The following is a 14027-nucleotide window of genomic DNA, read 5'->3' as shown; positions in this document are numbered from 1 at the left end:
ACCGTCAGGTGTCCGCCGGGCGTCGCTCATCGGTCCCGGTCGTGCTCGTCGCGTCCTGGCTTCCGGGTGCAGCGTCGTCGGTGGCAGCGATCGGCCCCGATGGGTCGGTGCCCTCGTCGAAGGCCTGATCCGCCTCGGGGTGCTCGGTGTCGAAGGACTCCGGCAGTTTCTTGAGCTGACGACTCATCGACCAGATCAGGAACGCGGTCCCGACCAGCAGCAACAGGATCACCAGGAGCCCGAGCGGGGACGACTTGCCGAATTCCGGTCCCTGCGGCTCCTCGGCCGCGACGACCATCACGGTGTTGACGATGTCGATGTTCATCACGTCTCGATTCCGGTGAACAGATCGGTTTCGGGGAGGGCGGTCTTCACGCGGGTCTTGGCCAGCTCGAACTCCTCGGTCGGCCACAGTCGCTGCTGCCATTCCAACGGTACGGCGAAGAACATGCCGTTGGGATCGATCTGCGTCGCATGCGCGCGCAGTGCGTCGTCACGCTGTGGGAAGTACTTGGCGCACTCGATCTGGGTGGTCACCCGACCCATCAGGTCACCTCGGCTCGGGTCCCACTTGCTGAGCCACTCGGTGAACGGGCTCTCCTGGCCGTGGCACTCGAACTCGTCGGAGAAGAGCACCATCCGGTCGCGGATGAAACCGTGTGTGTAGTAGAGCTTCGACACCATCCACGGCTCACCGGTTCCCGGGAACGCGTCGGGGTCGCCGGACTGGTCGTAGGCCGCGACCGACACCTCGTGGCACCGGATGTGATCCGGATGCGGGTATCCGCCGTGCTCGTCGTAGGTGATCATCACGTGCGGGCGGAACTCACGGACCAGTCGGACGAGGGACTCGGTGGCCTCCTCCAGCGGGACTGTCGCGAACGAGCCCTCCGGCAGCGGCGGCAGCGGGTCCCCTTCGGGGAGTCCGGAGTCGACGAAGCCAAGCCAGGTCTGCTTCACGCCGAGAGCCTCGGCGGCCCGGGCCATCTCCTCGCGGCGGACCTCGGTCATACGTTCTTTGATGCCGGGACGGTCCATCGCCGGGTTCAGGATGTCGCCGCGCTCGCCACCTGTCAGGGTGACGACGAGCACCTCGTTGCCTTCGGCCGCATACTTGGCGGTCGTGGCCGCACCCTTGCTCGACTCATCGTCGGGGTGCGCGTGGACCGCCATCAGACGGAACACACCCGGCTGCGGGTCGTCGGCGTGGGATTCGGTCACAGTTCCTCACCTTCGGATCGCTACTGCTCCCATGGTAGGTATTGACGCGTGAACAGTTCGGATGGGGGCGCCGCGGAGCGCCCTCGCAGCGGCCCGCGCGCGACCTACCCGGAGGATTCCGCGTCCGCACAGACCCGTCGGCGCTGGTTTCGCGCCCTGTCGATACTCGTAGTCGTGGCCGGCGTCACGCTGGCGGCGATCGGTTACAGCAAGTTCGGCACCGCCGATGTCTCCGGCGAGGCGACCGGTTACGAGATCCTCGACGACAACACCGTCGCCGTGCAGTTCACCGTCGACCGCTCCGACCCGGGCAAGCCCGCGGCCTGTGTGGTGCGCGGACGATCGAAGGACGGCAGCGAGACCGGTCGTCGCGAGATCCTGATCCCGGCCGGCTCCGTCGAACGGATCGGCGTCCGCACCGAGGTCACCACCTCCAAGCCTCCGGTCATCGGTGAGGTCTTCGGCTGCACCGTCGACGTGCCCGCCTACCTCCAGCCCGAGTCGTGAGCACGCGGCAGACCGCACCGGGCGACGCCGCCGCACCCCGCGCCGCGTTCGCCTCCATCGGCAGCCGCCATTTCCCGCTCCTCGTCGCACTGTTCGTCGGTGTGATGCTGATCAGCAACGTCACCGGCACCAAGGGTGTCGTGCTGTTCGACGACTGGCTCAACCTCGACCTGGGGCCCATACACATGCAGGGCCTGGTCACCGACGGTGCCTTCTTCCTGTTCCCGCTCGCCTATGTCCTGGGCGATGTGATCAGCGAGGTGTACGGCTTCCGCGCGATGCGCCGCACGATCCTGGCGGGCTTCGCCGTGCTCATCCTGGCCTCGCTGTGCTTCTGGCTGACCATTCATCTACCCGCCGCCGATTTCTACGAAGGCCAGGAGGCTTTCGCAACCGTCGCCGGCGTCGTTCCGCAATTCCTGCTCGCCGGACTTGCCGGATATGTGGTGGGCGAATTCCTGAATTCATTCGTGTTGGTCAAAATGAAAGAGCGCGCCGGTGAGCGCCATCTCTGGGCACGCCTTCTGGGATCGACCATCGTCGGCGAATTCGCGGACACCCTCGTCTTCTGTTCGATCGCGGCAACCGCCCTCGGTATCTCCACCTGGGGAGATTTCGTCAACTACACGATTGTCGGATTTGTCTGGAAGACCCTGGTGGAGATCGTCATCATGCCGGTGACGTATTTCGTTGTGGGATGGTTGAAACGAGCCGAACCCACCTATCAGGAAGCACTCGACGCGGCAACGGCTGGAACAACGGATGTGCCATAGGTCTCATCGGCTGGTACGATGATCGGATACACGGCTCCGCGAGGGGTCGTGTTGCTGCATTTATAGCAGTCCATATGCCGCGCGGTGAAAGAGTCGCATCGCGGCGCGGACAACACGAAGGAGTGACCGATGACCGACACCCAGGTGACCTGGTTGACCCAAGAGTCGCACGATCGCCTCAAGAGCGAACTCGACTCATTGATCGCCAATCGTCCGGTCATTGCTGCCGAGATCAATGAGCGACGCGAAGAGGGCGACCTCAAGGAGAACGGTGGCTACCACGCCGCCCGCGAAGAGCAGGGCCAGCAGGAAGCGCGCATTCGCCAGCTGCAGGAACTGCTGAACAACGCGAAGGTCGGCGAGGCCCCGACCCAGTCCGGCGTCGCACTTCCCGGTTCCGTCGTCACCGTCTACTACGACGGCGACGAGAAGGACACCGAGACCTTCCTCATCGCGACCCGCGAAGAAGGCGCCTCGGGCGGCAAGCTCGAGACCTACTCACCCAGCTCGCCCCTGGGTTCGGCCCTCATCGACGCCAAGGTCGGCGAGACCCGCGAGTACTCCGTCCCCAGCGGCGCGACCGTCAAGGTGACCCTCGTCAGCGCGGAGCCGTACCACGGCTGATCCAGACCACGAAGCGAGCCCGGGACGACGGTTGTCCCGGGCTCGCTTCGTCTGATGAACCTCAACCCGACCGGCAGACGTCGATCGACGTCTGCCGGTCGGGACTGAGGTTCGTCGGTCCGTGTCAGAGCGGACGGATCCGCTAGCTGTGGTCAGCTCCGTAAACCGCCTGCTGATAGGTGAATCCCTCGAACTCCAACTGTTCGATCAGTCCCTGCCTGGAGAACGGGGAATACTCGCGGTACTGACGGGCCGACTTTGCTGCCTGTACATACCAATTCACCTCGCCATCGGCCTCGAGCTGATCGACGGCGGCCGACGAGTCCGAGTACGAGAAGCCCTCGAACTCCAGCTGGTCGACCAGCCCCGACTTCGAGAAACTGGTGTACTCGAGGTATTCCCTCGCCTTCGCGACCGCGTTCGACTTCTCCGACACGAGCTTGATCGCGGGAGCCTGCACGCTCGGCGATGCCTGTGAGGAGACGTTCGTGCCGAAGCCGGCCACGACCCCGATCATCATCACGAACGCCGCCAGGACGCCTGCCGCCCACGGCCATCTCTTCTTCTGGGGGTTGCTCATCGTTCTTCCTTCTCTGCTCACGGTTCTGGGAAGCTGAACCGCGTCTGAGAGAAAGGTGTCACGGGGGTACGACAAAAACGTTGGCGCACAGTGTCATCCGATCAGATGATTCCGGTCAGGCCGCTGCGAACGCATCCAGCCACGGACGAAGCAGCCCCACCAGCTCGCCACGCTCGAGCGTCGCCCACGTCCAACGCACGACCATGATCCCTTGCGCTCGAAGGGCGTCCTCGCGTCGCTTCTCGCGGATCAGCGCGTCGCGCGGAGTCTCCCCCGGACGCAGCAACCGTCCGTACTTCTGCAGGCCGTCGAACTCGCCGACAAGCTCTCCCTCCCAATCGAAATCGGCACGCGCAGGTCCATCGCTCGTCTGGAACGTGTGCTGCAGACGCGGAATCGGCAGCCCGGCTGCGATCATCTGGGCACGACTCCACGATTCGCCGACGCTCTCCGACGCGGCGTCGGCGAGTGCGAGCGCCCGGCGTGCGGTGCCCACCCCACGCCATCGTCCGCGTGATTCGAGGATGGTCGTCATCGTTGCCAGGTCGGCTTTGAGCGCGAGTGCGCGGTCGAAGACGACCAGAGCTCGCTCGAAGTCGCCGTTCATCGCTATATCGACGGCAGAGCGCTCGAGTGTCGTGACCCGGACGCCGTCGACGTCGGTGATGTCGCCGGGCGACAGCGGGCCGGCATGGACGACGCGATGTCCGCGCACGAATCCGCCACGCTCGCGTGTCTTGGTGAGATGGACGAGCTCACGCTCGGGGTGCAGCTGGGACAGTCTGTGGACGGCTGCCGCAGAGTCGTGGCTCAGCGTCGACGTGTCTCCATCTCGTGCCGACGTCGCAACGGCAATCGACTTCAGGCGATACAGCTCGTCGTCGGCGGTGTCGGATTGAAGGTCCGGGTTCGCCACGGCGCAGACACCGGGAGCGAGCCGCACGAGTTCGCCGCGCCGCACGGCCGCCGTGACGACGTCGTCGGAAATGCCCAGCCTGAGGGTTGCTTCGCGTCGGATGAGTCCGTGCCGGTCGGTCGGGAAAGCAGTCATATCTCTTGGACGCAGCACAGCCGCAATCGGTTCACTCGTATTCGCCGAGCGGCCGGGGCGCCGACCGGCGAACCTCGACTCGGCAGGCAGACCTCGATCGAAGTCTGTGAGTCGAGCTGAGGTTCGCCGGTCCCATCGCGGAAGCGCCTGTGGGACCGGCTCGTCGATGCTTCAATGGGCCCCATGGGACGTTCCTATTCGCTGGAGACCTTCGACCTCGACTTCTTCGACGACGCACCGGTGCGTCACGTGATCGACGTCCGGCTGCCGGTCACGCCGCAGCGCGCGTGGGCGGAGTTCACCCGTCAGAACACCCTGGACTGGTGTCGCGCGATCAAGAAGATCGAGTTCACCTCTCCCCCGCCCTACGGAGCCGGCGCGACTCGGAAGGCGGTGCTCGGCCCGGGCTACGTGACGCTTGAAGAGGACTTCTTCCACTGGACCGAGGAACCCGAAGCGGGCAGTTTTCACAACGCATTCCGGGTCAGGAGCGCCAATGTGCCGGGTATCCGACGATTCGGCGAGGCCACCCAGATCGACCCCGCCGACGTCGGCTGCCGCCTCCGGTGGACCTTCGCTCTCGAGCTGCCCACCGACTCCAAGATAGTCACCGCTTTCTCGGGTCCGGCGTCGTCGACCGTGTACAAGACCATCGAGGCGGACACACTCAAGCACTTCGCGAATCTCTTACCTGCTACCTAGACGCCGCTGCCAGGATCACGCAGCGGAGACGATTGAGGTGTGACGATCGATCGTCTCGACCCTCAGCGATGAGAACCGATCAACGTCGAGCTCACCGACGAGACCTGCCAAGAGCTGTACTGGCAACTGACTGCGCCGCAGCCTGGAATCAACGGATGTGAGCGGCAGGGTCACCGTTCCGGCGTCGACGACAGACAATCCGTTCAACCCACGCTCAGCCGAACGCCGGAACGCTCGATGTCTCGTCAGAACGTGAATCACGAGGACGCCGAACTCGTGATCCAACTCGAGCTCATCGTATTCGTCATTCAAATCGTCGTAGTACTCACACATTTCGGCGTCCGTTGCCTCGCGCCGAAGCCAGAGGAGTCCATCGATGGAGACCTCGCGTTGTCGGAGCCCGAGATGGACGTCCCCAGCCTGACATCGACCGACGGACGATTCGAAGAGTGCAAGTCCACCTTGCTTGGCCCTGTTCCGCCCGAACATGAAGACCAGATCATCGAAGTCATAGCAGTCGAGTAGCCCTTCGACGACGTCCAGTGCGGAGTCGGTCACCCATGCGAGCGGCATCGATGCAACCTCACGCCGTGCGCGAAAGGAATTGAGAGTCAACGCATAGACCTCCTCCGAGGTCTTCCGTAGATGAGCCCACCGCTTGAGGTTCGCCAACAGTTCGTCGACGGACAATTTCTTCAGATCCGCTTCGGTGACAGCGCTGACGCCCGACGACCAGAAGACTGCACAGGTGACCGCTCCGTCCACAAACTGACGGTCACACCTCCCGCAGAAAACCTGCCTCGCTCAACGCGCGACGGACGTCGTGCTGATGGTCGGGGCCGCGAGTCTCGACGCTGACCGTCACCTGCACCTCGCCGAGGTAGAGGTCGTCGGCGACGCGTGAGTGCACGATGTCGATGACGCTGACGCCGAGATCGCGGAGCAGCTCCAGTAGTGCGAGGAGCCCGCCCGGGCGGTCGGAGACGGTGGCGGTGAAGGTCAGGAACCGGCCGGCCGCGGTGAGGCCGTGGGTCGTGACGTGGCGCAACAGCAGGGGGTCGATGTTGCCGCCGGACAATACGACACAGACCTTGCCCGACAGGTCGAGGGTTCCGCCGACCGCGGCGGCAACGCCTGCCGCGCCGGCGGGTTCGACGACCATCTTCGCGCGCTCGAGCATCAGCAGCAGCGCCGTGCTGAGTTCTTCTTCGCTGACCGTGACCACCTGGTCGACATACTCGGTGACGTGCGCGAACGGGACATCTCCCGGTCGGGCCACGGCGATGCCGTCGGCCATGGTGTTCATCGATGCCGCAGGCACCGGACGGGTGGCAGCGAGGGAGGTCGGCCAGGCGGCGGCCTGCGCCGCCTGCACACCGATGACGCGGACGTCCGGCCTCGACGCCTGTACCGCCGCCGCGACTCCGGCGAGCAGACCGCCGCCACCGAGCGGTACGACGATGGTGGTCACGTCGGGCATCTGCTCGAGGATCTCGATCCCGACGGTCGCCTGACCGGCGACGATGTCGGGGTGGTCGAACGGATGGATCAGCACCGCACCGGTCTGATCGGCGTACCGCTGGGCTTCGACGAGTGCGTCGTCGACGGTCTCACCTGCCAGGACCACTTCGGCGCCATAGGCTTTCGTCGCCGCGATCTTCGGCAACGACGCGCCGGTCGGCATGTACACCCGTGCAGAGATCCCCAGCTCGGTCGCCGACCACGCGACCCCCTGCGCGTGGTTCCCCGCACTCGCCGCGACGACGCCGCGCCCCCGTTCGTCGGCCGTCAGCCGGGAGATCCGCAGGTAGGCACCCCGCGGCTTGAACGAACCGGTTCGCTGCAGGTTCTCGGCCTTCAGCCAGACGTCGGCGCCGCTTCGCTCGGACAGCACACGGGACGCGATCAGCGGCGTCCGCCGGACCACGCCGGAGAGTTCTGCGGTCGCCTTCTCGATGTCGGCAGATGTCAGCAGCATGGGGTCAGTATCTACCGATGCCGTTCGATACCACCGTCGCTCAGCGCAGCGCGTTCTCCAGGTCGCCCAGGATGTCGTCGATGTCCTCGATACCCACCGACAGGCGGACCAGGTTGGCGGGGACCTCCAGCAGCGAACCGGCCGTCGACGCATGGGTCATCGCGCCGGGGTGTTCGATCAGCGACTCGATGCCGCCCAGCGACTCGGCGAGCGTGAACACCTCGGTGCGGGCGCAGAACTGCTTGGCCTCTTCGATGCCGCCCTTGACCAGGACCGACACCATGCCGCCGTAGCGCTTCATCTGCTTCGCGGCGACCTCGTGACCCGGATGGTTCTCGAGTCCCGGGTACAGGACGGCCTCGATCTTGTCGTGCGAGTTCAGGAACTCAACGACCTTCTCGGCGTTGTCGCAGTGGCGGTCCATGCGGACGGCGAGCGTCTTGGCGCCGCGCATCGTCAGGTAGCCGTCGAACGGTCCGGGAACAGCACCCGCGCCGTTCTGCAGGAACGCGAAGGCCTCGTCGAGCTCTTCGCTGTCGGTGACCAGCGCGCCGCCCACGACGTCGGAGTGGCCGCCGAGGTACTTGGTGGTCGAGTGCAGGACGACGTCAGCACCCAGCGTCAGCGGCTGCTGCAGGTAGGGCGAGGCAAAGGTGTTGTCCACCACGAGCTTCGCACCGGCCTCGTGCGCGATGGAGGCGATCGTCTCGATGTCGCCGACGTTCAGCAGCGGGTTGGTGGGCGTCTCGGTCCAGACCAGCTTGGTCTCCGGACGGATCGCGTCGCGCACCGCGGCGACGTCGGACACCGGCGCCACCGAGTAGGTGATGCCCCACTGGGTGAACACCTTGTCGATGAGACGGAAGGTGCCGCCATAGGCGTCGTTGGGGATCACCAGGTGGTCGCCCGGACGCAGCGTCGAACGCAGCAGGCAGTCGGTGGCGGCCATGCCGGAGGCGAAGGCGCGACCGTAGGTTCCATGCTCGAGTGCGGCGAGGTTGGCCTCCAGCGCACGTCGCGTCGGGTTACCGGTGCGGGCGTACTCGAACCCGTCGCGGAGTCCGCCGACACCATCCTGGGCGAAGGTCGAGCTGGCGTAGATCGGCACGTTCACCGCGCCGGTCTGGGGATCCGGGTCGTATCCGGCGTGGATGGCGCGGGTCGAGAAACCCTGCCAGCGAACCGAATCCGCGGCGCTGCGTCGTTCACTCACAGTGTGGTGCTCCTATCCGACGATCGGGTGGCTCGAGACGAACGCGAGCAGGTCGTGGCGCGTGATCACGCCGATGGGCTTGCCGTCCTCGACGACCATCAAGGCGTCGCTGTCACCGAGTGCCTTGGTGGCGGCACTGACCGGCTCACCGGAACCGATGAGCGGGAACGGATCTCCCATGTGCGCCGAGACCGGATCGGCCAGGCTGGCGCGACCCTCGAAGACGGCGCTGAGCAGATCGCGTTCGGTGACCGCACCGGCGACCTCGCCGGCCATGACCGGCGGTTCGGCGCCGACGACCGGCATCTGCGACACCCCGTACTCGCGGAGGATCTCGATGGCGTCGCGCAGCGTCTCCTGCGGATGTGTGTGGACGAGATCGGGCAGGGCGCCGGTCTTGCCGCGCAGCACGTCGCCGACCAGCGACTCCTTGGTGTTGGCGTCCAGCGGCGTGCGGAGGAAGCCGTAGCTGCTCATCCACTCGTCATTGAAGATCTTGGCCATGTAGCCGCGTCCGCCGTCCGGGAGCAGGACGACGACGACGGCGTCGGGGCCCTCACGCTCGGCGACCTGGAGGGCGGCCACGACCGCCATCCCGCAGGAACCACCGACGAGAAGTCCTTCTTCGCGGGCGAGGCGACGGGTCATGTCGAACGAGTCGGCATCGGAGACGGCGATGATCTCGTCCGGGATGCTCGGGTCGTAGGCGGCCGGCCAGAAGTCCTCACCGACACCCTCGACGAGGTACGGGCGTCCGGTCCCGCCGGAGTACACCGAACCCTCGGGGTCGACTCCGACGACCTTCACCGCACCGTTGGAGACCTCCTTGAGGTAACGCCCGGTGCCGGTGATGGTGCCTCCGGTTCCGACGCCGGCCACGAAGTGGGTGACCTTGCCGTCGGTGTCGGCCCAGATCTCCGGACCGGTGGTCTCGTAGTGACTCTGCGGGCCGGCGGGGTTCGCGTACTGGTTGGGCTTCCATCCGCCCTCGATCTCGCGCACGAGGCGATCCGACACGCTGTAGTAGCTGTCGGGGTGCTCCGGCGGCACAGCGGTCGGGCACACGACGACCTCGGCACCGTAGGCGCGCAGCACGTTGCGCTTGTCCTCGCCCACCTTGTCCGGGCAGACGAACACGCACTTGTAGCCGCGCTGCTGCGCGACGAGCGCGAGGCCGACACCGGTGTTGCCGGACGTCGGCTCGATGATGGTGCCGCCGGGCTTGAGTTCGCCGGAGGCCTCCGCGGCGTCGATCATCCGGACCGCGATGCGATCCTTGCTGCTCCCACCCGGATTGAGGTACTCCACCTTGGCCGCGACCAGCCCCGATCCGGGCGAGGTGACAGAGTTCAGCTTGACCAGAGGGGTGTTGCCCACCAGGTCCACAACGTGATTGGCGATGCGCATGTCTCCATGGTCCCAGAACCGTCGTCGCCCCCATCACTCGGCCGTCGTCAACCCGCGGGTCCCTCTGCCACCCTGCCGTTCCCTCTAGACTGGCGGCCGTGTCCGGTTTGAGTCGTAGGGTCGGTACCGACAGCCGGTTCTGGGGTCGGGTCGCCCGCGACGTCGGGGCCACGGCGGCAGCCACCGCGGCTGGAGCAGGCGCCGGCTGGGCGGTGTGGAACTACCTCATCGGCCAGGCCGCGACCGCCCGCACGGTGATCCCCCACCGCACCGACAACGCACCCGACGGCGACGGCGTCTACCACCCGGACGGCCGGGTCACGCGCTACACCCGCGACACCCCGATCGACCTGTTCCTGACCGTCTTCGGCGATTCCACCGCGGCCGGGCTCGGCGTCGACACCGCCGACGAGACACCCGGCGTCCAGGTCGCTCGGCGCGTCGCGGCCGAGACCGGCAGGACGGTCCGCTACGCCAACAAGGCCATCGTCGGTGCGACGTCGAAGGGTCTGGCCGCCCAGATCGACGCGATGTTCATCGCGCGCGAACGACCGGACGTCGCGATCATCCTGATCGGCGCGAACGATGTGACCTCCCGCAACGGCATCCGTGCGTCAGCCCGTCGGCTCGGTGACGCCGTGCGCCTGCTCGTCGGCGGCGGCGCGAAGGTCGTCGTCGGCACCTGTCCCGACTTCGGGGTGATCACGGCCATCCCCCAACCGTTGCGAACCGTGTTGCGGCAGTGGGGCCTTCGACTCGCAGCCCTGCAGCGCTCGGCGGTCCGCGCCGCAGGTGGACACCCGGTTCCGCTCGCCGATCTGATGGCCAAGGAATTCCGGGCCCAACACGATTTCATGCTGTCGCCGGATCAGTACCACCCGTCGGCGGCGGGGTATGCGCTCGCCGCCGAGATCCTGCTGCCGCCGGTCCTCGACGCCATCGGCGAATGGGGCTCGGCCCCACTGCCCGAGCCCCCGGAGGAATCTCCCGCCGTGGAGGAGACGCGAGTGGCCACCGGGCTCCGCCGCCTGCTCAAGCAGGTGTGATCTCCCACCCAATGCGACCAAGCATCTGCTTGGTTGGGTAGCGTGAGCGCATGGCTGAAGCAGTTATCGTATCCACCGCCCGCTCCCCGATCGGCCGCGCCGCCAAGGGATCCCTCAAAGACGTCCGTCCCGACGAACTGTCCCGTCAGATGGTCGAAGCGGCCCTCGCGAAGGTGCCCGAACTCGACCCGGCTGACATCGAGGACATCCACTGGGGCATCGGCCAGCCCGGCGGACAGGGCGGTTACAACATTGCCCGCGTGATCGCCGTCGAACTCGGTTACGACCACGTCCCCGGCGTGACGGTCAACCGTTACTGCTCGTCGTCGCTGCAGACCACCCGCATGGCGCTGCACGCCATCAAGGCGGGAGAGGCCGACGTCATCATCTCCGGCGGCGTCGAGAGCGTGTCGAGCTTCGGCGTCTCCGGCGGTGCCGACGGCGCCCCGAACTCCAAGAACCCGCTGTTCGACGACGCGATGGCGCGCACCGAACTCTCCGCCGCCGGCGACGCCGGAATCTGGCACGACCCCCGCCAGGACGGACTCATCCCGGACGTCTACATCGCGATGGGCCAGACCGCCGAGAACGTCGCCACCTTCACCGGCATCTCGCGTGAGGACCAGGACCGCTGGGGCGTCCTCAGCCAGAACCGTGCGGAGGAGGCCATCAAGTCCGGCTTCTTCGAGCGCGAGATCGACCCGGTCACCCTGCCCGACGGTACGCAGGTCACCACCGACGACGGCCCGCGCGCCGGTACGACGTACGAGAAGATCTCGCAGCTGAAGCCCGTCTTCCGCCCCGACGGCACCATCACCGCGGGTAACGCCTGCCCGCTCAACGACGGCGCCGCCGCACTGGTCATCATGAGCGACACCAAGGCCAAGGAGCTGGGCCTGACCCCGCTCGCCCGGGTCGTCGCCACCGCCGCCACCGGCCTGTCGCCGGAGATCATGGGCCTGGGCCCGATCGAGGCGATCCGCAAGGTGCTCAAGGTCTCCGGGATGTCGCTGTCCGACATCGACCTCGTGGAGATCAACGAGGCCTTCGCCGTCCAGGTGCTCGGCTCGGCGAACGAGCTCGGCATCGACCACGACAAGCTGAACGTGTCGGGCGGCGCCATCGCCCTCGGCCACCCGTTCGGTATGACCGGCGCGCGGATCACCACGACCCTGCTCAACAACCTCCGCACCCACGACAAGACCTTCGGCATCGAGTCGATGTGTGTCGGCGGCGGTCAGGGTATGGCCATGGTGCTCGAGCGCCTCAGCTGACGCGAGTCTCGACTCCTTCTTCGACGCCCCTCGCCGCGTTCGGTCCCAGGATCGCAACGCTGCGGGGGGTTGTTCGTCGGTAGATCGCCCACGCGATGACCGTGACGCCGACGATGTAGATCTCCGCCGGGATCGCCCACGCGTTGTTCGTCGCGTGGTTGTCGTGGAGGTAGTACTGCGAGATGTGGCCGGCGAGGTCGCCGCCGTAGCTGATGGCCAGCGCCCAGACCGCGGCGTCGAGCCATCCGCCGCGGTTGCGGACCCGGAAGGTCAGCACGCACAGCAGCCCGATCGCGATGTCGTTCCAGCCGAGTTCCCATTGGAACATGCCGGGAACGTAGTCGGGTCCGATGTCCTTGGCGAGCTCCGCAGCGTTGGGGCCGACATGGCCGACGCCGGCGAGGACGCCGAAGACGCCGCCGGGTACGAGAATCCACAGCAGCACCAGTTCTGCCACGCGGCCGGTGGTGCGTCTCCGCGCCGACCGGTCCACCAGTATGTGCACGATCGCGCCGACGACCATCAGCGCCAACTGAAACAGGAACCAGACCATGCTCGATGGTCGGCATGTTTCCGGTTCGCCGAGGTGCGCTTGACGACGATTTCCCCCGCTCAGATGACAACGAACCCCGCACTCGAGAGTGCGGGGTTCGTCGTCGGGTCCGGTGCGGCCGTCGCCGCGTCGGGAACTAGTCCGAGTTGAAGTAGCTCAGCAGACGCAGGATCTCGACGTACAGCCAGACCAGGGTGACGGTCAGACCGAGGGCGACGCCCCAGGCGGCGCGGTCGGGTGCGCCGGCGCGGATCAGGCGATCCGCCGAGTCGAAGTCGAGCAGGAAGCTGAACGCCGCCAGCGCGATGCAGACCAGCGAGAAGATGATCGCGATCGGGCCGCCGTCGCGCAGGATGCCGGCCTCACCGGTGAACAGGCCGATGACCAGGTTGCCCAGCATCAGCACGAGCACGCCGATCATGCCGGCGAACAGCATGCGGGTGAAGCGCGGCGTGACGCGGATGGCGCCGATCTTGTAGACGAACAGCATGCCGAAGAACACGCCGAACGTACCGAGGACCGCCTGCCCGATCAGGGCTCCGGCCGAGATGTCACCGCCGACGACCAGGTTCGCGAAGACGAACGAGATCGAACCGACGAACAGACCCTCGAATGCCGCGTAGGCGAGCACGATGGCCGGGTTGTCCTGCTTGCGACCGAAGGTCGCCACCAGGACGAGGACGAGGCCGCCGATCGCGCCGACCATCATCAGCGGCAGCGCGAGGCTCGTCTGAGCGGCCTCGGTGGCCCGGCTGGAGATGCCGAAGTAGGTCGCGATCGCGACAACCGTGAGGACACCCAGGGTGATCGCGGTCTTGGTGACCACGTCGTCGATCGTGAGCTGGCGGGTGGCCGACGGTGCCTGCGGGCTGTACGGATCAGTGGCCTGACCGTATTTGTTCATCGAGACGCCGGCGCCGGCCATGCCGGCCCCGAATCCCGCGTACCCGGATTGATTGTCGCGGACCACACCGCGCATCACCGGATTGCTGCTCTCTCGCACGAAGCGCTCCTTAATCGGTACGGATGTATACCGTCTCAACGTCGGGTCATTCCTGTGAGTTCCCTGACGGGATCACAAGACGACCGTGTCGAATG

16 protein-coding genes are annotated in these 14027 nt (G+C 66.4%); 6 read left to right on the top strand and 10 right to left on the bottom strand.

The annotated features are described in order from the left end of the window. Positions 1-4: 4 nt before the first annotated feature. Together PWF70_RS07595 and mca are read right to left on the bottom strand one after the other, a co-directional pair. Positions 5-325 (bottom strand): hypothetical protein, encoded by a 321-nt coding sequence (locus PWF70_RS07595; protein ID WP_006357703.1) that lies wholly within the window; start codon positions 323-325, stop codon positions 5-7. Further along, positions 325-1221, bottom strand: a complete 897-nt coding sequence (gene mca, locus PWF70_RS07590; protein WP_006357702.1) for a mycothiol conjugate amidase Mca — start codon at positions 1219-1221, stop codon at positions 325-327. Before mca ends, PWF70_RS07595 begins: the two co-directional genes overlap by 1 nt. Positions 1222-1269: 48 nt before the next feature. Here mca and PWF70_RS07585 point away from each other — a divergent pair, with 48 nt between their 5' ends. The 3 genes from PWF70_RS07585 to greA all read left to right on the top strand — a co-directional run bounded on the left by PWF70_RS07585 (position 1270) and on the right by greA (position 3125). Then, positions 1270-1728, top strand: coding sequence for a DUF4307 domain-containing protein (locus PWF70_RS07585; protein ID WP_006357701.1), 459 nt, complete (start codon positions 1270-1272; stop codon positions 1726-1728). Beyond that, positions 1725-2501 carry a queuosine precursor transporter gene (locus PWF70_RS07580; protein ID WP_006357700.1) on the top strand — a complete coding sequence of 259 codons (777 nt, stop codon included), beginning with the start codon at positions 1725-1727 and terminating at the stop codon, positions 2499-2501. The genes PWF70_RS07585 and PWF70_RS07580 overlap by 4 nt, the downstream gene beginning before the upstream one ends. A gap of 129 nt (positions 2502-2630) precedes the next feature. Beyond that, complete coding sequence (gene greA, locus PWF70_RS07575; protein ID WP_005195705.1) at positions 2631-3125, top strand: transcription elongation factor GreA; 495 nt, start codon at positions 2631-2633, stop codon at positions 3123-3125. Between the two features lie 142 nt (positions 3126-3267). Here the strand turns inward: greA and PWF70_RS07570 are convergent, their stop codons facing one another. Beyond that, entirely contained in the window at positions 3268-3705 is a 438-nt protein-coding gene (locus tag PWF70_RS07570; RefSeq protein WP_035750500.1) for an Ltp family lipoprotein, read from the bottom strand. Positions 3706-3820: 115 nt separating this feature from the next. Next, positions 3821-4756 carry a type IV toxin-antitoxin system AbiEi family antitoxin domain-containing protein gene (locus PWF70_RS07565; RefSeq protein WP_035750498.1) on the bottom strand — a complete coding sequence of 312 codons (936 nt, stop codon included), beginning with the start codon at positions 4754-4756 and terminating at the stop codon, positions 3821-3823. Between the two features lie 183 nt (positions 4757-4939). On the opposite strand from PWF70_RS07565, the gene PWF70_RS07560 reads away from it, so the two are divergent. Beyond that, on the top strand, positions 4940-5458 hold the full coding sequence (locus tag PWF70_RS07560) for an SRPBCC family protein (protein WP_035750495.1): 519 nt from the start codon (positions 4940-4942) through the stop codon (positions 5456-5458). A gap of 15 nt (positions 5459-5473) precedes the next feature. On the opposite strand, the gene PWF70_RS07555 is transcribed toward PWF70_RS07560, so the two are convergent. Genes PWF70_RS07555 through PWF70_RS07540 form a run of 4 tightly spaced genes read right to left on the bottom strand, consistent with a single transcriptional unit; the run spans position 5474 to position 10056 of the window. Further along, entirely contained in the window at positions 5474-6223 is a 750-nt protein-coding gene (locus PWF70_RS07555; RefSeq protein ID WP_035750492.1) for a hypothetical protein, read from the bottom strand. Positions 6224-6233: 10 nt separating this feature from the next. Then, positions 6234-7436 carry a threonine ammonia-lyase gene (gene ilvA / locus PWF70_RS07550; protein WP_286352917.1) on the bottom strand — a complete coding sequence of 401 codons (1203 nt, stop codon included), beginning with the start codon at positions 7434-7436 and terminating at the stop codon, positions 6234-6236. Positions 7437-7476: 40 nt separating this feature from the next. After that, on the bottom strand, positions 7477-8649 hold the full coding sequence (locus tag PWF70_RS07545) for a cystathionine gamma-synthase (protein ID WP_279940575.1): 1173 nt from the start codon (positions 8647-8649) through the stop codon (positions 7477-7479). 12 nt (positions 8650-8661) lie between these two features. Beyond that, on the bottom strand, positions 8662-10056 hold the full coding sequence (locus tag PWF70_RS07540) for a cystathionine beta-synthase (protein WP_042375963.1): 1395 nt from the start codon (positions 10054-10056) through the stop codon (positions 8662-8664). Between the two features lie 98 nt (positions 10057-10154). Between PWF70_RS07540 and PWF70_RS07535 the strand changes: the two genes are divergently transcribed. Together PWF70_RS07535 and PWF70_RS07530 are read left to right on the top strand one after the other, a co-directional pair. Further along, positions 10155-11102: an SGNH/GDSL hydrolase family protein gene (locus PWF70_RS07535; protein WP_286352916.1), complete on the top strand. Its 948-nt coding sequence runs from the start codon at positions 10155-10157 to the stop codon at positions 11100-11102. A 50-nt stretch (positions 11103-11152) separates the two neighbouring features. Further along, complete coding sequence (locus PWF70_RS07530) at positions 11153-12376, top strand: acetyl-CoA C-acetyltransferase (RefSeq protein WP_006357692.1); 1224 nt, start codon at positions 11153-11155, stop codon at positions 12374-12376. On the opposite strand, the gene PWF70_RS07525 is transcribed toward PWF70_RS07530, so the two are convergent. Then, entirely contained in the window at positions 12369-12929 is a 561-nt protein-coding gene (locus PWF70_RS07525) for a DUF6790 family protein (RefSeq protein ID WP_006357691.1), read from the bottom strand. The two genes, PWF70_RS07530 and PWF70_RS07525, sit on opposite strands and share 8 nt — an antisense overlap. A 136-nt stretch (positions 12930-13065) precedes the next feature. Then, a complete protein-coding gene (locus PWF70_RS07520; protein WP_006357690.1) occupies positions 13066-13932 on the bottom strand; it encodes a Bax inhibitor-1/YccA family protein in 867 nt (288 codons plus the stop codon). Positions 13933-14027: the final 95 nt, after the last annotated feature.

It is taken from the genome of Gordonia sp. Swx-4 (genome assembly GCF_030316175.1).
In the GTDB taxonomy this organism is placed as follows: domain Bacteria; phylum Actinomycetota; class Actinomycetes; order Mycobacteriales; family Mycobacteriaceae; genus Gordonia; species Gordonia alkanivorans.
The sequence above is the reverse complement of the archived record's forward strand: the minus strand, read 5'-3'. Positions and strand labels throughout refer to the sequence as shown.

Coding starts and splice junctions, on each gene's coding strand:
- PWF70_RS07595 (WP_006357703.1), bottom strand. CDS start 325: ATGAACATCGACATCGTCAACACCGTGATGGTCGTCGCGGCCGAGGAG.
- greA (WP_005195705.1), top strand. CDS start 2,631: ATGACCGACACCCAGGTGACCTGGTTGACCCAAGAGTCGCACGATCGC.
- PWF70_RS07570 (WP_035750500.1), bottom strand. CDS start 3,705: ATGAGCAACCCCCAGAAGAAGAGATGGCCGTGGGCGGCAGGCGTCCTG.
- PWF70_RS07565 (WP_035750498.1), bottom strand. CDS start 4,756: ATGACTGCTTTCCCGACCGACCGGCACGGACTCATCCGACGCGAAGCA.
- PWF70_RS07560 (WP_035750495.1), top strand. CDS start 4,940: ATGGGACGTTCCTATTCGCTGGAGACCTTCGACCTCGACTTCTTCGAC.
- ilvA (WP_286352917.1), bottom strand. CDS start 7,436: ATGCTGCTGACATCTGCCGACATCGAGAAGGCGACCGCAGAACTCTCC.
- PWF70_RS07540 (WP_042375963.1), bottom strand. CDS start 10,056: ATGCGCATCGCCAATCACGTTGTGGACCTGGTGGGCAACACCCCTCTG.
- PWF70_RS07530 (WP_006357692.1), top strand. CDS start 11,153: ATGGCTGAAGCAGTTATCGTATCCACCGCCCGCTCCCCGATCGGCCGC.
- PWF70_RS07525 (WP_006357691.1), bottom strand. CDS start 12,929: ATGGTCTGGTTCCTGTTTCAGTTGGCGCTGATGGTCGTCGGCGCGATC.